Origin of the sequence: Blautia sp. An81 (assembly GCF_002161285.1) — a bacterium.
Lineage (GTDB): Bacteria > Bacillota > Clostridia > Lachnospirales > Lachnospiraceae > Blautia > Blautia ornithocaccae.
This window is the reverse complement of record NZ_NFHH01000003.1, coordinates 13175-34488: the sequence shown is the minus strand read 5'-3', so window position 1 is coordinate 34488 and position 21314 is coordinate 13175. Positions and strand designations below refer to the sequence as shown.

The window sequence follows — 21314 nt, the reverse complement described above, 5'->3', positions numbered from 1 at the left end:
CTGTGTACCAGTTTATTGCATTAAGAGCAGCAGTTTTTCCTGCTGCCCTTTTATCCTTAAAAGAAATTAACAATATATTTCTTATTTCCGTCTGCATCCAGATAAAGGCCGTCGCCAAATCCCTCTGCCGAATATCCTGATACATAAAGTGCTTTTTTCTTCTTAAAAATACGTTTTCCCGCTACAACTTCATAGTTCTTGTTCAAGAAATACAGCGTTCCACCCGATTCTTCATACTTGCTGTCCAATAATATTTTTTCGTCATCTACCAGGTTTTTATCTACATATGCAGAATAATCACTGTCGATTTCATCCTCTGCATCTTCCTGCAGTTCGACCAGTTTTGCCTCTTCAAGAGAAATAAAATCTTCACTTCTCCCTATACTTTTAATATCAAACCTATGTTCAAAAATGTCATTCAGAACCTCATCCGATGCCCGGACATGAATGATAAGTTCAATATCATCCAAAACCTCATAAAACTTCATGGACTTTGTGAGTGTTCTGAATTTAGAGATTGGAATCGTATATCTTTCACTTTGGAATTGTTCCATTCTCTCTTTCATCAGTTTTTCTGCAGCTTTGAGTTCTTTCTCTCTTCTTTCTACCCCGCAAAACTGGCCACTTCCTTTTCCCAATGCTTTCTTTTTTTCAGAAAGAGCTTTTTTCCTTCTTTTCAAAAGTGCCATCACCGGATTAAATCTGTTTTTCTTAAACTCTGATATTTCATCATTTAAATCTTTTAACTCTCTATATTCATCCAGCAATTTCTGATCATGCACCTGAATTGTTATTCCATTCCGGAAGCTGTTCCCCTGTGGCTTTTTCGCGCTTGCCACTCTGTCATACGCATTGGAAAGCATATCTGCATTTCTCATCTTAACCAGGATCCCCCTGTCATCCTGAGTAGAATTCAAAAAGCAGTAGTCTGTGTAGGGTTCTCTGTGCATAGAACCAAACCGCCCCTGGATACTGATATCCATCTCTTTATACTCGCGATATCCACATGCATTATGCAGTGCACCGATCACTGTTGAAAACGGCGGAAGCGGATACGTCATTTTATTATCCACCGTTTCCTCACGCTTATAATTTGCACTGGACTGATGAATCACCAAACGCAGCGCTTTCATCTGCATCACCTGCTTTCCCTTTTATTAAACGCCATAATATGCTTTTACATCTTCGACTAATGCGTTAAAGAATGCAGGAACAGACATTGGATGAAGTTCTTCTTCGATCTCATCCTCATTCAGAAAAACTCTGCTCTTAAGCAGGCCTGCCCGATACCCCTGACCAAGCTTTTCTTTCAGGTCATCTGACATAATGAGCCGGTCTTCCTCTACATGGACTACATTTTCAAAATAATGCGTCTTTCTTTCGCTCAGTCCGCCAACAACAAACACCGGCTCGGCATTATCAAGATTTCCTTTGACCACAAGGCTCAGAGTTTCCACCGCCCGCAGAAGATATTCGATTCTGGCAGCCTTTTCTTCTGGAGAAGCTTCGGCGTCAAAATTTTCATCCTTTCCAACCATGCCCAGATCTATCGTCATGCTGTAAACTTTCAAAGATTTATCATACTCATACTGATACGGCATTAATCCGACACCATCTGCATCGTTCTGAATATTTTTCCCCTGCGCCTTTGCATAATTTCCAGCCAGATAAAGATTGTTGTGGAAGCGTGTCTCATTCACAAAGCTCTCACAGGCAATCGCGTCTGTAAAATATACGGAACTCTTCCGCACATATGTAGTCCCCTTTGTACTCATATAACCGCCTTCCAGCGCCCGGCAAGTTGCCGCATTTAATTCTGGTGTCACCAGTTTCTGCGTAGCGCCATCCACTTCCGTCTGAAGGTCATCATACATTCCCGCCTGGACCATAACCGCATTCTTTAAACTTTCCCGGCTCCTTATCGTATAGACCTTTTTGTTTTTAAATACTTTCTGTACGCTGGCAATATTCCCCAGTCCTTCTGAGTAGTTAGATGTCATATTGGCAACTACTGTTAATGTGAGTGCATTCTTTTTCATTGTTATCCCTCCTGCTTAATCTTCTCTTTTTTGCTCGTTAAAGCATTAATAAATGTGTATATCACGTCCTTGTTTTTGTCGAAATCTTCAAAGAGATTATATACGAAATCAAATGTCACCCCACTGTAATTAGACAATTGCAGCAATATCTGGCAACATCTGTCGTAATCTTTAAACACGACTGCACTCGTCAGTTTTTGACGATATGCCTTATATTTGTTTTCCGGAATTGCACTAACAACCTCTTTTGCACAGGCATATGCCCCTCTCATTGCTTGATTCATCTCTCCACCTCCACAAATTAAAATATTGACTCTGATCAACAGCGAAACCAAGTATTCTGAATCGCTCTGGATATCACGTCTCGCATCCCGCTTTAAGAAAAACTCGATAAGCTCATCTGTCCGTACCAGATTCAAAATGCATTCCGTCACCTTTTTCTGTACGTCAAGATAGTAATTGTCATTTATCTTTACTGAAAAACAAAACGGCTCATACACGTTCAATTTCCGCAAAATTTTTATACTTTCTTTCCGCACATACATAGTCTCAAAAAATTCTGCGTCCCTTTGCTTTGTTATAACTTCCACGCTGTAATTCAGAAAATCTGCCGTCTCCTGAATTGTTTTAAACAATACTTTTCTTGCACTCTTGCTTTTCTGCTCTTCCGTAACCTGCATCTGTACCTGTTTTTCCAGCGTCTCATTTGTACGAACCAACTGTTCGAGTGAAAAATTATCATTAACAAAAAAGACTTCTCTGTCTCCCCAAAACGCAAAAGGTATAAAATCAAAAAGAGAATTATCTTGCGAAACAAATGTATTCACATCAAAATTATAAGATAATGCTTTTGTTTTCCTTACGCCATCTACGTAATACCCCCATAGGCGGCAGCAGATCCCTCCCTCTTTAAACAATTGCCCTGGATTTGCAAAATTCTTATATAAATTTGATTTATTTCGAAAAGTCTCCCGGATCAATTCACTGCGGTTTATCTGTATCAGTTTCCTGATTTCTTCTGCATTTTCTCCGTCAAACTTTATCTTTCCGAATACCTTTTTCATAACGGAATTACCTCGCAGAAGTTCGTTGATCCGCTTTGTCTGATCTTCCGACCAACTTTCGAGATTCATATACTTTTCCAGTTCTCTGTGTTGAAACTGATCTTCAAAATACCCCTCTGCAAATTTCAAATACCGATCTTCTGTTATATCCGCTGCGTTGAATTTCAGATAATCATCGGAAAATTCATATTTCAGCTCATGTTTATAAAATTTAAAATATTTGCACAGACCAACAATCGCAGCAGAATACCGCCAATCCGATGCTGTCAGACATGTATCAAACTTTTCGTTGTCATTACTTAGTCTCACATCTTCCGCCTCCCCTCAATCATCTTTCCGACAGAACATCCAGCATCCCGTATCCCATGGAATGTTTGGATCCAATGCCTGCCTGATAGAAGTATTGCAGAAGTTCCGGATTTCCATGCAGCTCGAAAATACCGCAGGTGCAATCCACCAGAACTCGGTACTGCTTTACCAAAACCTTCCTGCATCGGATAGGTGTAAATTCTATATTCTCTCCATCCGCTTCCCTAAATCCTGCACTCACAGCCTGATATTTAAGAACTTCTTTCATCTGTGCAGAGAATCCTTCATCTTCAAACGAATAAAAGCGGTCTTTATTCGTCTCTTTGTTATGGCTGCGAATTACAAATCCGCCCCCTACTGCGGTCCGAAATACAACTCTATCCGATGTGATCAGCTTTTCCGGAATCTGTATAATTTTTTCCAGTTTCATTACATTTCCATCAGGCAAAGGAAATTCTTTTCCTTTTTCCTGGATAAATGCCTGAAAAAAAATCAGCCCTGTTTTCTTTCTATCATCTGCTGAGAATATCATTTTCAGACTATTCTTAGCAAATACAACAATATTATCTTGAAATTTAGGATCAGGAAGAATTATACTAAATGTGTAATCTTTCGTAGGTGTTCCTTCAAAATATTGCTTGTAAAACCTTCCGTCTCCACTTTTTGCCAGACAATTTTTTAGAAAAGAAATCCAGATTCGCTTATTATCGACAGGCAGCCTGGGATACTTAAGCGAGAGAATTAATTCTAACCTCATCTTACTGTTCTCCTTTCTTGATTCATATCGGTTTTATTCTTAATATTTCAAATTGAATATATAGAACTTTTAGCAGGCATTATGAACCCCTGCACATGATGGTATGCTCCATTCTATATCTATCCAATGATTTCCTTTGCCAGAGTATGTTCTGTTAATTCCGATAAAATCTTAAATTTTTTATTCAGCATAGGCCGCATGCAATTGGGCACATGTTCCTGGTGGGCCCTGTGTATAGCCACACATTCTTTGCAGTTTCCATGATAACGGCAGGCTTTCTTGCAGGGACAGTGGTCCTTATCCTTATATTCTTCTCTGAACTGGGCTGCAAACTCTTCCTGAAGACGAAGTCCTTCTGCCCGGTTTCCTTTATGAAATTCCTCCATTGCCGCCAACTGTTTCGGATGATTCTCAATGATCATTCTGGTTTCCTCCTTCGTTTTTTCAGGAATGCCACTCCATGGTGTATTCCTTCTCTCCGGTCTCCTGGTCTGCAGATTCCATTTTTATCTGGAATCCTTCCCGTTTATAGAATTTTACTGCCCGGATATTTTTCTGATAGACCTTCAGACTTAAATGGGGCTTTCTTGCTTTGATATGATCCAGAAGCCGCCCGCCGATTCCCCTGGACTGTACCTGTTCCAGGACAAAAATTCCTGCAATATAATCCTCGTACAGGCCCACAAAGCCCTGGATCTGCCCGTTCTCCTCCCAGACATAGACTTCTGCCTGGGGAAGCATTTCTTTTACCGGCTCATAATTATTCTTCCAGTATTGAGACGGTATAAAATCATGGGCTTTTATATTCGTATCCAGCCAGATTTTGGAAACTCTGTCCAGATCTTCTTTTTCCATTTTCCTGATCATGTATGTTACCCTCTGTCAGCTCTGCATTTCATATTTTCCGCCGTTTTTGATCGCCAGGACCGCTCCCGGCTGTACCTGTTCCTTGCTGACGCCTCGAAGAGCGATCCCTACCTGCTCGGTAGCATAGGCGGCACGGTTTGGTTTCCGCTCTTTTGTCCGCAGGTCTATTCCTGTGATCACTACCTCTAAGGCCGTTCCGTTCTGGAGGATAAAGGCAGTCTCTCCTACCCTGCACATACCGGATTCAATCCTTCCTGCCACTACCGTTCCGTTTCCGGCAATAGCAAAAACTCCTCCTACCTTCATGATGAAATCCTGTTGCAGACACCGGGGCACATTGATCCGCTCCATATATTCTGCTTCTTTTTCCTTTTTACTTTTTCCAAATAATCCCATAGAAACCTCCTGAAATCACAGAAAAGAATCCAACATATCTGCCAGAAAATGGGGAAATGTATCTATAGATTTCTTTTCTGCATATTTTTCTCCCTTCTTATATCTATTTTCATGAACTCCTGCATTTTCTCTATCCTGCTATCTTCAGGAATTCCTGTATCATAAAAACCGTAGCGAATACAGCAGTCAGAAAAGCGCATATGCCACAGATTATCATGGCAATAGCCGCACCTCCGAAGAAATGCACCGTAGTTCCCTTACCAGTTTTCCGATCCACAAACAGATCTTTTGCTTCGCAAGCATACAGGCTTCCGTCCAGGTCTCCTTGTGGACCAAGCTTTTCTTATCATGAAAAAGCTGCTTCTGCCCCCATTCATCTGTATACTTATAAACAGGATAACTATAGTCCTTCCGCTGGGATTCTTCAAATTTTTCCAGTTTTATTTTATAATGCTGATATTTTCTCTTATTTTTATAAGACCATGTTTTTATGGGAAGTCCTATCAGAACAACAGCGCAGATCCATGAGCCCCCGGTTATTAAAACCCCTTCTATAAAATCTTTCACTTCCATATTCTTTGTTTCTTCCTCCCGGATTTCAAAAATGCATATAAACGATTTCTGCCGCTAAATCCATTATAACAGACCCTTACTTGGTCTGCCATCGTATTTTTTCAGCCTTACTATACTTACCCATAGAAAAATCCTGTATTCTTTGTCCATTCACAAAGAATACAGGATTCCCATTGGAATATAAAGATCATAACATTTCCAGGTATCTCTCAAGTTTTTCTGTATTAAACTGCGGGATATAATTTTTCTTCATAAAGCTTATCTCCCGTGGGCTGGCAATATGAAAATTTTTTCCCGATATCCGTCCTGTGACATCATATATTCCATGATTAAAGGCAACTGCACAGTGCTCCTCCACCCGGTTGATCACGATTTTGGAATCTCTGATCCCCTGGTGCAGAAGTTCAGCCAGCCAGTAGCATCCCCCTTTCAGAAAAAGGGCCTTCCAGTGTTGATCATGAAAATAACATTCCAGTATCTGCAGGACTCTCAGATAATAGCTCTCTCCACATTTTCCAGAAGAATCCATCCCGCATTGGATTTCAGTCTTCCCCATAATTCCTGTCCTTTTCCCCAGCGCTCTTCAATAATCTCCAGCCGCTGGTCGTCTGATATAGTTCCCATTTTCACATATTCTCTTCCCGGCCCGGCATATAAGGGCGGGAAATCCTCTAACAGCCGGATTCTGTAAGGCAGCCGTGAAACAGGCTCTCTTTTCAAAGTTTCCATGCCGTTTCTGGAATTCTCTCTCTCCATAATGTATGCTCCTCCGCTTTTTCTATTTACAAGTTCAGGAATCTTTCTCCTGCGCTTCTCTTTCAAGTGTTTCAATCTCCCGCCTTATCTTCTGGCATACGCCATAATTGTTTCTGTCATTTACTTCCAGACGGTGAAGTCTGTCTCTTAACAATCGGATTCTCTGTAAATATTCCATGTCTGTTCATCCTTTCTAATCTCCAATATGTGAATAAAAGCATATTCCCTTGACCTATGTCCGGGCATAAACATATAAAAAATGCGCCCGGTTATCTTTTACAATAACCGGGCGCACCCGACATCTTCTCGACTCGCAGCTGCGGCTGTCCGTCCTCAGATGATCATATTCAATTTCCTGATCAGGTACAACTATTATAATACTTATATCTCTGATGTCAACCTTTTTCCACACATTTTTCTTGTATATTTCCTGTATATTTTGTGTTATTATACATTTAATATATCTCCTGTACTGTATATGCAGGAAAGATAAATCGGAGGAAAACAACATGAAACTATCACTGGAAGGAATCAAAAACTCATCAGACTGGGAAGCCGCCGACATTGCTTTACCCGGCTATGATGTGGAAAAAGCTTCTTGCAAAGCACAGGCAGCTCCCAGATGGGCCCATTTGGGGATCGGCAATATTTTCCGTATTTTCATCGGCAGTATCGCTGACGGACTGCTGGAAAACGGAGAACTGGACACGGCTCTCACTTGTGTAGAAACTTTTGACTATGATGTAGTAGACAAGATCTATCGTCCCTTCGATAATCTGGGCCTCAGTGTTGTCCTGAATACAGACGGAACCAGAGATTACAAAGTTCTTGGAGCTTTTGGGGAGGCTGTAAAAGCACAGAGTACAGATCCGGAACAATGGAACCGTCTGAAAGAAATTTTTGTTTCCCCCTCTTTGCAGCTGGTGTCCTTCACCATCACGGAAAAAGGCTATGCCCTGACCAACGCAGAGGGGAAATACCTTCCTTATGTCCAGGCAGACATTGATCATGGTCCCGACAGAGCCACAGGGGCCATGGCCATAGTTACATCCATGCTTCTGGAACGGTACAAAAAAGGCGGTACGCCTCTTGCCCTGGTGTCTATGGACAACTGTTCACAAAACGGCAGCCTTCTCCGCAGTTCTGTGCTGACCATGACAGAGGAATGGCTGAAAAGGGGGTATGTAGATCAGGGATTTGCCGACTATGTGGAAAATGAAGATAAAGTCTCCTTCCCCTGGACTATGATCGATAAGATCACACCCCGTCCCAATCCGGTCATTGCCGCTGATCTGAAGGCTCTGGGCGTGGAAGATATGGAGCCAGTAGAAACTTCTAAAAGAACCTACATCGCACCGTTTGTAAACGGAGAAGATCCCCAGTATCTGGTCATTGAGGATCATTTTCCCAATGGGCGTCCGGCTCTTGAAAAAGGAAAAGGCGTCTATCTGGGAAGCCGGGACACCGTGAATAAATCCGAGCGTATGAAAGTCACTGCTCTGTTAAACCCGGTTCACTCTGCTGTTGCTCCCCTGGGGGTATTGCTGGGAGAAGAATACTTTGCCACTTTGATCAATCACGATCCAAAACTGATGAAACTGGCAAAAATGGTGGCTTATGACGAGGGTATGCCTATGGTACCGGATCCCGGTATCCTCAGCCCTAAAAATTTTGCAGATGAGCTGTTCCAGCTTCGCTTTGTAAATGAATACCTTCTGGACACCAACCTGCGTATTGTCACAGATGAATCTCAGGGCCTTGGAGTCCGCTTCGGAGAAACCATCAAAGCTTATACCGCCAAATACGGCAGTGCCGAAAGACTTACTGCCATTCCCCTGGGCATTGCCGGGTGGCTCCGGTATATGCTGGGTGTAGACGACCAGGGAAATTCCTACACCCTGGCCCCTGATCCCATGGCAGAAGAACTCACCCGGGCTTTCCAGGATATTGTGATCGGAAAGCCGGAAACTCTTAAAGACCAGTTAAAACCAATCCTCTCCAACGAGAAAATTTTCTTCACAGACCTTTATAAAAACGGCCTGGGAGAAAAGATCGAAGGATTTTTCCGGGAAATGATCGCTGGAAAAGGTGCGGTAAAGGCAACCATTTACAAATACATCTAAGACAATAGATACTGCCCTCTGGAAATCATGTATTGTTATAAAAGAGACCATTTCTTAAAACCCTGCCTTTTTATATAAGGCTCCGGATTTTATGGAATGGTCTCTTTTTGTCTCTCTTATTCCATTACCTTCAGCCGCTCCACCACCGGCTGTTTTTCCGTCTTCCTGTACATAGACAGGGGCAGCGCCCCACAGAGGATAAACAGAAGCCCCAGACAGAGTACCAGAAGCAGCGCCGGATATTGGAAAACAAAGTATGCAAGCCTTTGTTTTATGAGAATCCCTTCCGCCCACAAAAGAAAACTTCCAATAGTCACCACGCCCAGGGTAACAAGGAGCGCAGTGAAGATTCCTTCCAGAAGGAGCATTTTCCGAAGCTGTCTTCTGGTAAGGCCCAGGCTTTCCAGTACTGCCAGCTCTCGTCTGCGCATAGCCAGACTGGTCATGGTCACATTGAAATAATTAGCAATTCCCATCATGAGAAGAAGGGTGCACAGAGCTCCCATGACAATCCTGCTGGAAGTGATATAGTCTCTCGCTGCCGCCAGTTCATCGGATTTTGCATGATAGGTTAAGGCTTCTGAATTCAGTGCCATTTCTTCTGTCTCTGCCATAACTCCCCTCTCTTTGTTAAACCGGAAAACCATGTCAGCAATCTCTGCCTTCAGCAAAGGTTCCTGCTCTTCTTCTGCCTCCAGCTCTACACGGAAAACCTGTTCCCTCAATCCCAGTTTCTGAAATCCCTTTTCACTTGTCAGGAAATAAAGAATTCCTCCTCCGTTCCAGGTGGTAGCCATCCGGTCAAGACCCTTCTCCCAATAATCCAGATATCCTGCAAATTTCATAGACGTGGAGTGCTCCCCTGTCAGATCTGTAACTCTGAATTCCTTCCCCACATCTTCTTTTCCTTTTTCTTCCTCAATTCTGGAAAGCGTATGATAATGGAGAAGAATCAGACCATTTCCCTGCCGGACACTTTCCGGGTCAATATACAAATCTTTTTCTTCTTTCAGTTTTTCCAGGTCTTTCAGCCACTGATCACTGACTACCTGAACCACAACCGCATCGTCTCCATTTCTGTTTTCCATATCTCCCGTATATACCTGGAGAGCTTCTTCTCCTAAATCTACCTTCCCATAGCCTCCCCAGGCAGTATCATTTTCCACCACGCCTTTCAGACTGATAAATTTTTCCCGCAGTTCTGTCGGAAAAAACACTTCATCCGCCGGATAATTTTCTACGATGCCTGTATTCATCTGGCATTGGATCATAAAATCCGGACGGCTCTGGTTAATCTTATTGGTCTGGTCTGTTCCTGCAGAAAGGACCACAGCCCCCAGAGAGATCAGGATTCCCAGTCCCAGAGAAAGAAGGGTAAGAATAAAACGCCTTTTAAACCGGAATAGATTCCTCCAGGCCATTGCCGGAATCCCCCCGGAATACCCCCATGACTTTTCCACAGCAGATTTCTTTGGATTTCTGTCCACTCCTGTCTTTTTGCATTTACGGATCCCTGCTTTTTCCGGATGCGGTTCTTTCTGGCCAGTATATTTTACCGCTTCCACCGGCGACATCTTTACTACCCGGTTCATGGCCCAGAGAGAACTTAACAAGGTCACAAGTCCCCCGAAAACAACGGCCAGGACCAGGATCCAGGGACGGAAGGCGATCATTGCAGAAGTTTCTCCCCTACCCTGCAGGTACATCCCGGAAAGGAGCCGGGGGATCACGGTTACAGTGATCAGGATTCCTGCTGCTCCTCCAAGGACACAGCCTCCTGCCAGGATCCTGCCGGTCTGGCGAAGGACAATAGATCTCAACTGCCTTTTGGTGGTGCCCATGGTTTTCAGCAGCCCGTACTGCCGGATATCCCTGCTAAGAGAAATATACATAACATTATAAAGGAGCATGGCCGCTCCAAACAGGATCAGCCCAGCCATAAGGACAGCCGTATCAAAACCTCCGGCCAGATCATAGACAACCTGCCTGTAAATTGAAATCCCTCCGAAAAACTGCTGGCTGTCATCCCGCATTTCCACATCCCGATACAGCATATCCTCAATGGCTTCATCATCAATGTTATCTTTCTGCTGAATGAGCAAAGTGGTATTTTCTGCTGTATCTATAGACAGTCTCTGGAGAAATTCCTGAGAAAAGTACCCTGCCGGCCTGAATATAGCAGGGTTCAAATAATCTGTATAATATCCAGACAGGATAAAGGTCTTCTCCAGTTTTTCTCCCCCTGGAAGGTTAATGCCGGCTGGGATTTCCATACCAAGCTCTGGCTCATGGATCCCTATCGCTTCCATGGCCCGGACAGGAAGCATGATTTCATCTGTCTTTTGTGGATATTCCCCATGGATATCCGAATAGGCAGGAGCCGTCATTTTCTCCCAGCCGGTCTCATCCAGCACTTCACAGCTGTAGTCTTCTGTATTTCCTATATATACACTGCTCCCTACAGCCCTGATATAAGGAAGGGCTTCTATTTCCTCCTGCTGTTCCTTGCTTCCCCGTTCCAGGGTGGTAGAGGCCGCCGTGCCGCTGTTCCGCATATACAAAAGGATATCTGTTTCCAGTTTCCCCACTGCCAGACTGAAAACCCCGAAAAGCATCATAACGGTAAGGGCCACAGTGGCAGTCAGGATTCGGTTCCGGCTTTTATTACTGTTATAACTTTCCCTGGCAAGAAGGGCGGCAATCTCCTGATTATTATTTCTCATCCCCCTCACCTTACCTTTCCGTCTTCGATCCGGATAATCCGGTCTGCCATCTGGGCAATCTCTTCGTTGTGTGTCACTAATAGAATGGTCTGGTGAAAAGCTTCTGCACTGGCTTTTAAAAGGCCCACCACCTCTATACCGGTCCTGGAATCCAGGTTTCCGGTAGGCTCGTCACAGAGCAGCACCGCCGGCTTGGTGCTTAAAGCCCGGGCAATAGCCACTCTCTGCTGCTGGCCTCCGGAAAGCATTCCCGGCATGTCCAGAAGCTTCTCCCGAAGCTTTAAGGTGTCCGTGATCTCTTCCAGAAAAGCAGTATCCGGCTTTCTCCCGTCCAGCTTTAAAGGAAGGGTAATATTCTCCTTTACATTCAGTATGGGAAGGAGATTATACGTCTGGAACACAAAGCCGATGTTCCTTCTGCGAAATACCGTCAGCTCCTCTGTATTCATTTCACCCAGAGCTTTTCCCCTGATAAAGACCTGCCCGCTGGTAGGATAGTCCAGACCTCCCAGCATATTTAAAAGGGTAGTCTTGCCGCTTCCGGAAGAGCCTGCGATAGCTGCAAATTCTCCTTCTTCTACAGACAGTGAAACCCCGTCCAGGGCCCGGACTTCCCCTGACAGGGTTTTATAGATTTTTTTCAGATTTTCTGTTCTTAAGATTTCCATACCCGTATCCCCCTGTTTCTTTTCTATGGCAGCAGTCTGACAAAACCATGTATCGCTGCCTTTGTTTTCAGTCTATCAGGGAATACTTACAAACTCCTTACAGCCATAAAACTTTTCCTTATTCTTCCGGCAGATAGATGCTTACGGAAAGACCCGGCTCCTGACGTTTCAGCCTCAGAAAGCCTCCATGCTGGTGGACGATCTCCCGGGCCAGGTACAGGCCCAGGCCGAATCCTTTCTCCCCGGATACATTTTTTCCCCGGTAAAATCTTCCGAAGACCAGATTCTCCTCTCCTTCTTCGATCCCTCTGCCCCAGTCACAGACCCGGATCTCTGTAAACATCTCATTTCTCACAACGGTCATCAGGATCTGTCCATACTCTTCCGAATATTTTACACTGTTATCCAGAAGGTTATACACCGCCTCTCCCAGCCACTGCCGGTCATGGGGCGCCTGTTCTCCCTCCGTCATTTCCAGGCGGATCTCTATATGTTTTTCCTCTGCCTCTTTTTTCACCTGGAGGATACTTTCCAAAAGGGTCTCCTGAAGATCCCGGGCTTCCTTCCGGATCTGAATGATCCGGCTTTCCAGCCTGGCCATTTTGATCAGCCCTTCTGTGAGGAACCGGATCTTCTCCTGGGATTCTCTCAGTGCCAGAAGATAATTCTCCCTCTCTTTTTCCTCCCAGTCCATGGTTTCCAGAAGTTCCAGATAGCTTTCCATATTTGCCAGAGGGGTCCGAAGCTGGTGGGCAGTATCTGCGATCAGCCCACGGATCTCCTCCTTCTCTTTGCCCAGGGCCTGGTCCTTTGCCTTCATGATTTCCCCCAGGCGGAGGATCTGGCTGCGGACTTTGGAGGGCAGGGTATCCTGGCTGATTCCCGCTGTCTCTGGTTCCTCTCCGTTTATCAGTTTTTCCAGGGCCTCCGATAAGGCCTCCATCTCTTTTCTGTTCTGAAGCTGAAACATCTTCTAATCTCCAAAAGTATAGCCCAGGCCGAATACATTCCGGATATACACAGGATTTTCCGGATCCGGCTCAATTTTCTTTTTCAGACGGTTTAAAGTTACATTCACGGTATTTTCCTCGACAAAGGCTCCCTGATTGTCCCAGACCTGTTCCAGGATCATGGTCTTGGTCAGTACTCTTCCCCGGTTCCTGGCCAGCAGATCCAGAAGGGCATATTCCCTTGGGGTGAGACGGATCTCTTCCCCTTCCCTTGCCACCTGTTTTCTTTCCGGATCTATGGTCAGTCCCCGGTAGAGAAAAACTTCCTTCTCTCCCTGTGTCCTGCGGAGGACCGCTTCCACATGTTTCAGCAGCACTGCCATAGAAAAAGGCTTTACCAGATAATCATCAGCTCCAAGATCAAAAGCCCGGAGCATATCTTCCTCTTCGTCTCTGGCCGTGAGAAACAGCACCGGAATCCTGCTGTACTCTCTGGCTGCCTGACAGATCCTGGTCCCCTCCCCGTCAGGAAGGTTAATATCCAGAATGATCAGTTCCGGCTTCTGCCGGATAAGCTTCATCCCCTCTTCCAAAGTATAGGCCCGGAGAGGATGATATCCCTTCTTTTCCAGCATTCTGGCCAGGGCTTCATTCAAAAGTCTGTCATCTTCCACAATTCCGATGGTCGTCATCTTCATATCTCCATTTATGTAAGTTAAAATCAAATTCCTGTTTCAGTTACAGGGTATCCTAAGGGAAAAACGTTGTCAATACCATTCATAAATGATATTATTTTGGAAACAAATCTGAAACAGAAAGAGGGGATAACATGAAAGCAATCAAGACTTCCGGGCTGACAAAATTTTACGGAAAAAATCCGGGAATACAGGACCTGAACCTGGAAGTGGAAGAAGGAGAATTCTATGGATTTATCGGCCCTAACGGAGCAGGAAAAAGCACCACCATCCGCACCCTCCTGGGACTTATCCGCAAAAGCAGGGGAACAGCTTCTATCCTGGGAATGGACATTGTAAAGGATCAAAAAGAAATCCTCTCCCAGATCGGTTATCTGCCTGCTGAGGCAGTCTTCTATTCAGGAATGCGGGTAAAGGAACTTCTCCGTCTATCTGCAGACCTTCATAAAAAAGACTGCCGGCAGGCCGGAAGGCTTCTATGCGAAAGACTTCAGTTAGATACTTCCAGAAAAATAGAGGAACTTTCCTTTGGAAACCGTAAAAAAGCAGCTATTGTCTGCGCCCTTCAGCATGAGCCCCGGCTGTGTATCCTGGATGAGCCCACCAGTGGCCTGGATCCGCTCATGCAGCGTGAATTTTTCTCTATTCTCCGGGAGAAAAACCAGAAGGGCATGACCGTATTTCTTTCCTCACATATCCTGTCCGAGATCCAGCGCTACTGCAGCCGGGCTGCCATTATCCGAAAGGGACAGATCATAGCTTCAGGCAGCGTAGAAGAGCTGTCCCGGACCAGTGCAAAACGGATAACGGTTCATGGAAAATTTACTCCGGAAGGCCTTGACGGTATCCGGGACCTGCAAAGTACAGAGGAGGAAAGCAGCTTTCTTTACAGCGGTGATATCAATCTGCTGCTCCAGGTTCTTTCTTCCCATCCCATAAAGGATCTGAATATCTCTGAACCAGATTTGGAAGAGATCTTTCTTCATTACTATACGGAAGGAGGCAACATTCAATGACAATCCTGAAACATGAAATGCGTCAGGGCAGAAATACTTTACTCATCTGGACGGCAGCTATTGGATTTCTCCTGGCAGTTTGTATCTTTCTTTTTCCTGAAATGGAAAGTGAGATGGAGGAAGTCAGTGATGCCTTTTCCTCAATGGGAAGCTTCAGCCAGGCTTTCGGCATGGATCAGGTCAGTTTTGGCACCCTTCTGGGCTTTTATTCCATAGAATGCGGGAATATCCTTGGACTGGGAGGAGCTCTGTTTGCAGCTCTCTGTGCTGTTTCCATGCTTTCCAAAGAGGAAAAAGACCATACCGGCGAATTTCTTCTTACTCACCCGGTAACCCGCCGCCGCATTGTTACAGAGAAACTGCTGGCTGTAGTTTTTCAGCTCTTCCTGTTGAACATAATTGTCTTATTTCTATCCCTGGCTTCTGTTGTCTGGATTGGAGAAGAGATTCCATGGAAAGAACTGTTGCTTCTCCATCTGGCCTATTTTCTCCTTCAGCTTGAGATTGGCGGCATCTGCTTTGGCATCTCTGCTTTTTTGCGCAGGGGAAGCCTGGGAATCGGACTGGGCATTGCAGTTATCCTGTATTTTTTTAATATCATTGCCAACATCTCCGAGGCCGCCGAATTCTTAAAATATATCACTCCCTTCGGCTATGCAGAAGGGACCGATATCGTCACCAATGTAAGTCTGGATATGCATCTGGTCATTCTGGGCATGGGCTATGGGATCATCGGAATACTTCTTGCTTATTGGAAATACAGTCGAAAAGATATTTTGTAGGAAATAAATAGCCAGTTGCAGGACAATTGGTTTCACTACCTTCCGATTTTTCCAAAGTTATTCGCGAAAACTTTTTTGAGCCTCTTGACTCTGACGTTACGTCATAGTTTATGATATCTTTACATGGGAGAGATAATTATGCGAACAGTAAATGAAGTCAGCAAACTCACAGGAGTAAGTGTGCGCACACTGCACCATTATGATGCTATCGGCCTTTTAAAACCTGCAAAAGTAACCGAAGCAGGCTATTGAGATTTACTGTTCCAAGGAGTAAATACAATAGATACAACAGAAAGCGGATATATCGCATCTCACGATATATCCGCTTTCTGTTATTACAGCCAATTATCAGCCGTTGAACAATTTCCTTATCCCTCTTTATTTTATTTAAAATCCTCTGCTATTTCTGCTGGCTGTTAATGTAGTTTACTAATCCTTCAGCCTTAATGATCTTCTGCATAAATTCAGGGAATGCCTGACCTTTAAAGGTTGTTCCCTTAGTCTTGTTTGTAATGATTCCTGTGTCGAAATCTACCTCTACTTCATCTCCTGCCTCAATACCTTTAGAGGCTTCCGGGCACTCAATAATGGGGAGACCGATGTTAATAGCGTTTCTGTAAAAGATACGGGCAAAGGTCTCTGCGATTACACAGCTTACTCCTGCGGCTTTGATCGCCAGGGGAGCATGTTCTCTGGAAGAACCGCAGCCGAAGTTTTTCTCCGCTACGATAATGTCCCCTTTCTTCACCTTATTCACAAATTCCTTATCAATATCTTCCATACAGTGGGTTGCCAGTTCCTTCGGATCTGAAGAGTTCAGGTATCTTGCAGGAATGATAACATCTGTATCTACGTTGTCTCCATATTTAAAAACTGTTCCGCTTGCTTTCATCCTTCATTTCCTCCTATAATCCCAGTTCTTCCGGCACAGAAATCTTTCCGGTCACTGCGCTGGCTGCTGCCACCGCAGGGCTGGCCAGATATACCTCAGAATCCACATGGCCCATACGTCCTACAAAGTTCCGGTTGGTGGTGGAGATACATCTCTCTCCTGCTGCCAGGATGCCCATGTAACCGCCCAGGCATGGACCGCATGTCGGCGTGCTTACCACTGCTCCTGCCTCAATAAAGATCTTCAGAAGGCCTTCTTCCATAGCCTGAAGATAGATCTGCTGAGTGGCAGGGATCACAATACATCTGACGCCTTTTTTCACCTTTCTGCCTTCCAGGATCTTGGCGGCACATCTTAAGTCGTCGATCCTTCCGTTAGTACAGGAACCGATCACAGCCTGGTCGATGACCACATCTTCTGTGATCTGATCCATAGTCCTGGTGTTGGAAGGAAGATGTGGGAAGGAAATGGTAGATTTCAGAGTGCTGAGGTCAATAGTATATTCCTCATCATAAACCGCATCCTCATCTGCCTCATAGATCTTGTATGGACGGCTGGAGTGTTCCTTCATATAAGCTTCTGTCAGCTCATCTACAGGGAAGATTCCGTTCTTTGCGCCGGCCTCAATAGCCATATTTGCAATGGTGAAACGGTCATCCATAGAAAGGTTTTTAATACCTTCCCCCACGAATTCCAGAGATTTATACAACGCTCCATCTACGCCGATCATCCCGATCAGATGAAGGATCACATCTTTTCCGCTGACCCACTTGGAAGGTTTTCCAACAATGTTGATCTTAATAGCGGAAGGCACTTTAAACCAGGCTTTTCCTGTAGCCATTCCCGCTGCCATATCTGTACTTCCCACTCCTGTTGAGAAAGCCCCTAAAGCTCCGTAAGTACAGGTATGTGAGTCCGCTCCGATAATCGCATCCCCTGCCACTGTCAGTCCTTTTTCCGGAAGAAGGGCATGCTCGATCCCCATTTCTCCTACATCAAAGTAATTGGTAATATCATGGCGGCAGGCAAACTCCCGCACACATTTACAGTGTTCTGCGGATTTAATGTCTTTGTTTGGAATAAAATGGTCCATAACAAGGGCTACTTTATCTTTATCAAAAACTGTATCTACCGTCATTTTGTCCATTTCGTGGATGGCCACCGGAGAGGTAATGTCATTTCCCAGTACCAGATCAAGGTCTGCCTCGATCAATTGTCCGGCTTCTACTTTATCCAATCCTGCATGGGCTGCCAGGATTTTCTGTGTCATTGTCATTCCCATAGCTTTCGCCTCCTACTACTGTTTTTCCTGTTCTGCTATTGCCATTCTAACATATGTTTTGTTATAATAGAAATACATATTAAACATGACAGACATAACTTAAATTCATAAACATTGCAGTTTATTCCTGTCAGAGAAAGGAGTGCTTATGGACCAGAACCTATCCCTATATAAAGTTTTTTATACAGTGGCAAATACAGGAAATATCTCAAAAGCAGCCACAGAGCTTTTTATCAGCCAGCCTGCCATCAGTAAATCTATCCGGAAGCTGGAGCAGAGCCTGGACGTTACACTGTTTTCCAGGAACTCCCGTGGGGTACAGCTTACTGAAGAAGGAGAGCTCCTGTACGACTACGTACAGAGAGCCTTTTACGCCCTTCAGACAGGAGAGGAACGGCTGAAAAAAATAAATGAACTGGGAATCGGGCACCTCCATATCGGCGTTTCCTCTACCTTGTGTAAATATATGCTTCTTCCCTATCTGAAGGAGTTTATCGCCCAGCATCCTCACATCCGGATCACCATTGAATGTCAGTCTACCTACCATACTCTTCAGCTTCTGCGGGAAAACAAAATCGATTTGGGTCTCATTGGAAAACCAGAACGGTATCATCATATTCATTTCGATTCCCTTGGAGAGATCGAGGATATTTTCGTGGCCACCCAGTCCTATCTGGATAATCTCTCCCTGCGTACAAACAATCGGGAGGATATTCTGAAATCCGCCACCCTTATGCTTCTGGACAAGGAAAATATCACCCGGCAGTATATTGACGATTACCTGTCACTTTTTCATATAGAAACCAACAATCTTCTGGAAGTTTCTACCATGGACCTGCTCATTGAATTCGCCAAGATTGGTCTTGGTGTGGCCTGCGTGATCCGCCAGTTTGTGGAAAAAGAACTCCGGGAGGGAACTCTGGTGGAGATTCCTCTGGATTCTCCCATCCGAAAAAGAGAAATTGGATTTGCCTATCTGGAGAATATCCAACAGACCACCGCGGTTCAGGAATTTATTAATTTCTATCGGCAGAGAACAGGATCCTTTGAGGAAGTGTAAGTTCTCCCGAACTTCTTTATAGAATTTCTATAATTCCACAAAGCAAAAAGAACCGCCCACAGAAACCGGAAAATCTTCCAGCTTCTGCAAGCGGTTCTTTTTCTTTTTATTTATATTTTTTAGTTGTCGATAAGTTTTTCTTTACCATTCCAGCTATACAGTTTACGCAGCTCTTCTCCTACCTCTTCTAACTGATGAGAAGCTTCTCTCTTTCTCATAGCATTGAAGTGCATGCAGCCTGACTGATTCTCCAGAATCCAGTCTTTTGCGAAAGTACCGTCCTGGATATCGGACAGGATCTGTTTCATAGCTTTCTTTGTCTCGTCTGTAACAATCTTTGGTCCTGTGATGTAATCGCCGAATTCTGCTGTGTTGGAGATAGAATATCTCATTCCCTTGAATCCGCTTTCATAGATCAGGTCTACGATCAGTTTCATCTCATGAATACATTCAAAGTAAGCATTTTCAGGAGCATATCCTGCTTCTACCAGAGTCTCAAATCCGGCTTTCATTAAGGCAGTAACACCGCCGCAAAGTACAGCCTGCTCTCCGAAAAGGTCTGTCTCTGTCTCTACCTTGAAGGTAGTCTCCAGAACACCTGCTCTTGCTCCGCCTAAAGCTGCGGCATAAGCCAGAGCCATATCTTTTGCCTTTCCTGTGTAATCCTGCTCAACAGCTACCAGACATGGAGTTCCTCTTCCAATCTGGTATTCGCTTCTTACTGTGTGGCCAGGAGCCTTAGGAGCGATCATAGTAACGTCTACATTTGCAGGAGGTTTGATCTGTCCGAAGTGGATAGCAAAACCATGAGCAAACATCAGCATGTTGCCCTCTTCCAGGTTTGGCTCAATAGACTCTTTATATAATTTTGCCTGTTTCTCATCATTGATCAGGATCATGATGATATCAGCTTTCTTAGCTGCCTCTGCTGCTGTGTAAACCTGGAAGCCCTGTTTTTCAGCCTTTGCCCAGGATCTGGAGCCTTCATAAAGACCTACGATAACATTACATCCGGATTCCTTTAAGTTTAAAGCATGAGCATGTCCCTGGCTGCCATAACCGATAATGGCGATGGTCTTGCCCTCTAACAATGCCATGTTGCAATCTTCCTGATAATAAATTTTTACTGCCATTTTTTCTTCCTCCTAGATAATATTTTGTATGTTAGGGATAAAATCTCTAATAACCTTATTCATTCTCGTCTTCGGGAATCGGACGGCAAATTCCGTCAGAACCTCTGGACAAGCCGGTAATACCGGTTCGCGCAGTTTCCAGTATCTCATATCCGTCCAACAGATCCAGAAAAGCCTCCAGCTTGGACTTGTCTCCTGTAACCTCAATGATCATGGAATCTTTGCTCACATCTACAATATTGCCTCTGAAAATATCTACAATGGTAGTGACGCCAGGTCTCTGTTCCGGCAGGACCTTTACCTTTACCAGCATAAGCTCCCGCCTTACGCTCTGTCCATCTTCCAGGACCTTTACAGAAAGAACATCTTCCAGCTTCTCTACCTGTCTGGTAATCTGTTCCAAAATAAGCGCGTCCCCATTGCAGACCACTGTCATACGGGTATAATGGGGATTTTTGGTAACCCCTGCAGATATGCTGTCAATACTGTAACCCCGGCGGCTGAACAGACCGGACACCCTGCTGAGTACACCGGCTGTATTCTCTACCAGAATTGATAATACCTGTTTATTCATACAGCACCTTCTCTCATGCCCAGAAATCAGCTTTCCTGATTTCTTCGGCTAACTTTTGTTGACATTCTACCAACTATCCAGGCCTTTGTCAATGAAATCCCATCGTTATAACTAATTAGTATGCAATATATAATTCTAAGTAATATCTTATTCTAAGCCTTATTTTACAAAGAAAAAGACTCCATAGCGACACTCCTGATCCAACATCAGTTTACCGTCATGAAGCCTTTCTCTGTTCTTTCAGATTCCTCTGTCTCTGGTAGCCTTCATACGGGCCATAGCCCTGGACAGAGCCTGTTTTGAAATATAGTATTCCTGGAGACTTTGTTTCTGTCGGAGCTGTTCCTGAGCTCTCTCCAGAGCTTCCTGGGCACGCTTTACGTCAATATCCTCAGGACGTTCAATACTCTCTACTAACACAGTCACACGATTATTGATCACCTGTGCAAAACCGCCTCCGCAGACAGCTGTCATCTTTTCTCCGCCCTCAGTCTCAATTTTTATCTCACCGGGCACAATGGCAACCATCATATCTGCATGGTGAGCCAGAATCGTGATTCCTCCGTCTTTTGCCGGAAGGGTAATGCTGACTCCTCTGCCCTGATAAAAGGTTTTATCACTGGCAACCACATTCATACCAAATGTATTCATATCC

24 protein-coding genes and 1 pseudogene are annotated in these 21314 nt (G+C 44.5%); 5 read left to right on the top strand and 20 right to left on the bottom strand.

Features of this window, described 5'->3' with window-relative positions:
- Nucleotides 1–56 precede the first annotated feature (56 nt).
- The 11 genes from cas5 to B5G33_RS21590 all read right to left on the bottom strand — a co-directional run bounded on the left by cas5 (nucleotide 57) and on the right by B5G33_RS21590 (nucleotide 6939).
- Nucleotides 57–1133, bottom strand: a complete 1077-nt coding sequence (cas5, locus tag B5G33_RS03615) for a CRISPR-associated protein Cas5 (protein WP_087416908.1) — start codon at nucleotides 1131–1133, stop codon at nucleotides 57–59.
- Between the two features lie 24 nt (nucleotides 1134–1157).
- Nucleotides 1158–2039: a type I-B CRISPR-associated protein Cas7/Cst2/DevR gene (gene cas7i, locus B5G33_RS03610; RefSeq protein WP_087416787.1), complete on the bottom strand. Its 882-nt coding sequence runs from the start codon at nucleotides 2037–2039 to the stop codon at nucleotides 1158–1160.
- Between the two features lie 2 nt (nucleotides 2040–2041).
- Nucleotides 2042–3412, bottom strand: coding sequence for a type I CRISPR-associated protein Cas8a1/Csx8 (gene cas8a1 / locus B5G33_RS03605; protein ID WP_087416786.1), 1371 nt, complete (start codon nucleotides 3410–3412; stop codon nucleotides 2042–2044).
- A 19-nt stretch (nucleotides 3413–3431) separates the two neighbouring features.
- Entirely contained in the window at nucleotides 3432–4169 is a 738-nt protein-coding gene (gene cas6 / locus B5G33_RS03600) for a CRISPR-associated endoribonuclease Cas6 (RefSeq protein WP_087416785.1), read from the bottom strand.
- Between the two features lie 119 nt (nucleotides 4170–4288).
- The gene (locus B5G33_RS03595; protein WP_087416784.1) at nucleotides 4289–4591 is read right to left on the bottom strand and encodes an LPS biosynthesis protein; all 303 of its coding nucleotides are present in this window, start codon (nucleotides 4589–4591) and stop codon (nucleotides 4289–4291) included.
- A 22-nt stretch (nucleotides 4592–4613) separates the two neighbouring features.
- Nucleotides 4614–5036 (bottom strand): N-acetyltransferase, encoded by a 423-nt coding sequence (locus B5G33_RS03590; RefSeq protein WP_087416783.1) that lies wholly within the window; start codon nucleotides 5034–5036, stop codon nucleotides 4614–4616.
- Nucleotides 5037–5051: 15 nt separating this feature from the next.
- The gene (locus B5G33_RS03585; RefSeq protein WP_087416782.1) at nucleotides 5052–5432 is read right to left on the bottom strand and encodes an EF-Tu/IF-2/RF-3 family GTPase; all 381 of its coding nucleotides are present in this window, start codon (nucleotides 5430–5432) and stop codon (nucleotides 5052–5054) included.
- Between the two features lie 213 nt (nucleotides 5433–5645).
- Entirely contained in the window at nucleotides 5646–6005 is a 360-nt protein-coding gene (locus B5G33_RS03580) for a hypothetical protein (RefSeq protein WP_087416781.1), read from the bottom strand.
- A gap of 187 nt (nucleotides 6006–6192) precedes the next feature.
- The gene (locus B5G33_RS03575) at nucleotides 6193–6561 is read right to left on the bottom strand and encodes a hypothetical protein (protein ID WP_143276492.1); all 369 of its coding nucleotides are present in this window, start codon (nucleotides 6559–6561) and stop codon (nucleotides 6193–6195) included.
- A complete protein-coding gene (locus tag B5G33_RS03570) occupies nucleotides 6495–6761 on the bottom strand; it encodes a hypothetical protein (RefSeq protein ID WP_087416779.1) in 267 nt (88 codons plus the stop codon). The genes B5G33_RS03575 and B5G33_RS03570 overlap by 67 nt, the downstream gene beginning before the upstream one ends.
- A gap of 34 nt (nucleotides 6762–6795) precedes the next feature.
- Nucleotides 6796–6939, bottom strand: coding sequence for a hypothetical protein (locus B5G33_RS21590; RefSeq protein WP_164496690.1), 144 nt, complete (start codon nucleotides 6937–6939; stop codon nucleotides 6796–6798).
- Nucleotides 6940–7270: 331 nt separating this feature from the next.
- Between B5G33_RS21590 and B5G33_RS03560 the strand changes: the two genes are divergently transcribed.
- Complete coding sequence (locus B5G33_RS03560) at nucleotides 7271–8884, top strand: mannitol dehydrogenase family protein (RefSeq protein ID WP_087416777.1); 1614 nt, start codon at nucleotides 7271–7273, stop codon at nucleotides 8882–8884.
- Nucleotides 8885–9000: 116 nt separating this feature from the next.
- On the opposite strand, the gene B5G33_RS03555 is transcribed toward B5G33_RS03560, so the two are convergent.
- From B5G33_RS03555 to B5G33_RS03540, 4 genes are all read right to left on the bottom strand, one after another.
- On the bottom strand, nucleotides 9001–11607 hold the full coding sequence (locus B5G33_RS03555; protein ID WP_087416776.1) for an ABC transporter permease: 2607 nt from the start codon (nucleotides 11605–11607) through the stop codon (nucleotides 9001–9003).
- A 5-nt stretch (nucleotides 11608–11612) separates the two neighbouring features.
- A complete protein-coding gene (locus tag B5G33_RS03550; RefSeq protein WP_087416775.1) occupies nucleotides 11613–12275 on the bottom strand; it encodes an ABC transporter ATP-binding protein in 663 nt (220 codons plus the stop codon).
- A 118-nt stretch (nucleotides 12276–12393) separates the two neighbouring features.
- Nucleotides 12394–13245, bottom strand: coding sequence for a sensor histidine kinase (locus B5G33_RS03545; RefSeq protein ID WP_087271214.1), 852 nt, complete (start codon nucleotides 13243–13245; stop codon nucleotides 12394–12396).
- Nucleotides 13246–13248: 3 nt separating this feature from the next.
- Nucleotides 13249–13917: a response regulator transcription factor gene (locus B5G33_RS03540; RefSeq protein ID WP_087416774.1), complete on the bottom strand. Its 669-nt coding sequence runs from the start codon at nucleotides 13915–13917 to the stop codon at nucleotides 13249–13251.
- A 137-nt stretch (nucleotides 13918–14054) separates the two neighbouring features.
- Here B5G33_RS03540 and B5G33_RS03535 point away from each other — a divergent pair, with 137 nt between their 5' ends.
- From B5G33_RS03535 to B5G33_RS03525, 3 genes and pseudogenes are all read left to right on the top strand, one after another.
- Entirely contained in the window at nucleotides 14055–14936 is an 882-nt protein-coding gene (locus B5G33_RS03535) for an ABC transporter ATP-binding protein (protein ID WP_087416773.1), read from the top strand.
- A complete protein-coding gene (locus tag B5G33_RS03530; RefSeq protein ID WP_087416772.1) occupies nucleotides 14933–15718 on the top strand; it encodes an ABC transporter permease subunit in 786 nt (261 codons plus the stop codon). The genes B5G33_RS03535 and B5G33_RS03530 overlap by 4 nt, the downstream gene beginning before the upstream one ends.
- 138 nt (nucleotides 15719–15856) lie before the next feature.
- A pseudogene (locus B5G33_RS03525) lies at nucleotides 15857–15967 on the top strand (MerR family DNA-binding transcriptional regulator); the annotation flags it as partial.
- A 151-nt stretch (nucleotides 15968–16118) separates the two neighbouring features.
- Here B5G33_RS03525 and leuD read toward each other — a convergent pair.
- Both leuD and leuC read right to left on the bottom strand, forming a co-directional pair.
- The gene (gene leuD, locus B5G33_RS03520; protein ID WP_087416771.1) at nucleotides 16119–16610 is read right to left on the bottom strand and encodes a 3-isopropylmalate dehydratase small subunit; all 492 of its coding nucleotides are present in this window, start codon (nucleotides 16608–16610) and stop codon (nucleotides 16119–16121) included.
- Between the two features lie 13 nt (nucleotides 16611–16623).
- On the bottom strand, nucleotides 16624–17892 hold the full coding sequence (gene leuC / locus B5G33_RS03515; RefSeq protein WP_087271228.1) for a 3-isopropylmalate dehydratase large subunit: 1269 nt from the start codon (nucleotides 17890–17892) through the stop codon (nucleotides 16624–16626).
- A gap of 148 nt (nucleotides 17893–18040) precedes the next feature.
- Here leuC and B5G33_RS03510 point away from each other — a divergent pair, with 148 nt between their 5' ends.
- Nucleotides 18041–18952, top strand: coding sequence for a LysR family transcriptional regulator (locus B5G33_RS03510; protein WP_087271231.1), 912 nt, complete (start codon nucleotides 18041–18043; stop codon nucleotides 18950–18952).
- A 119-nt stretch (nucleotides 18953–19071) separates the two neighbouring features.
- Here B5G33_RS03510 and ilvC read toward each other — a convergent pair whose 3' ends face one another.
- The 3 genes from ilvC to atpC form a co-directional block, all read right to left on the bottom strand.
- Entirely contained in the window at nucleotides 19072–20085 is a 1014-nt protein-coding gene (gene ilvC, locus B5G33_RS03505; protein ID WP_087271235.1) for a ketol-acid reductoisomerase, read from the bottom strand.
- A 55-nt stretch (nucleotides 20086–20140) separates the two neighbouring features.
- Complete coding sequence (ilvN, locus tag B5G33_RS03500; protein WP_087271238.1) at nucleotides 20141–20659, bottom strand: acetolactate synthase small subunit; 519 nt, start codon at nucleotides 20657–20659, stop codon at nucleotides 20141–20143.
- Between the two features lie 240 nt (nucleotides 20660–20899).
- Nucleotides 20900–21310, bottom strand: coding sequence for an ATP synthase F1 subunit epsilon (gene atpC / locus B5G33_RS03495; RefSeq protein ID WP_087416907.1), 411 nt, complete (start codon nucleotides 21308–21310; stop codon nucleotides 20900–20902).
- Between the last annotated feature and the right edge of the window lie 4 nt (nucleotides 21311–21314).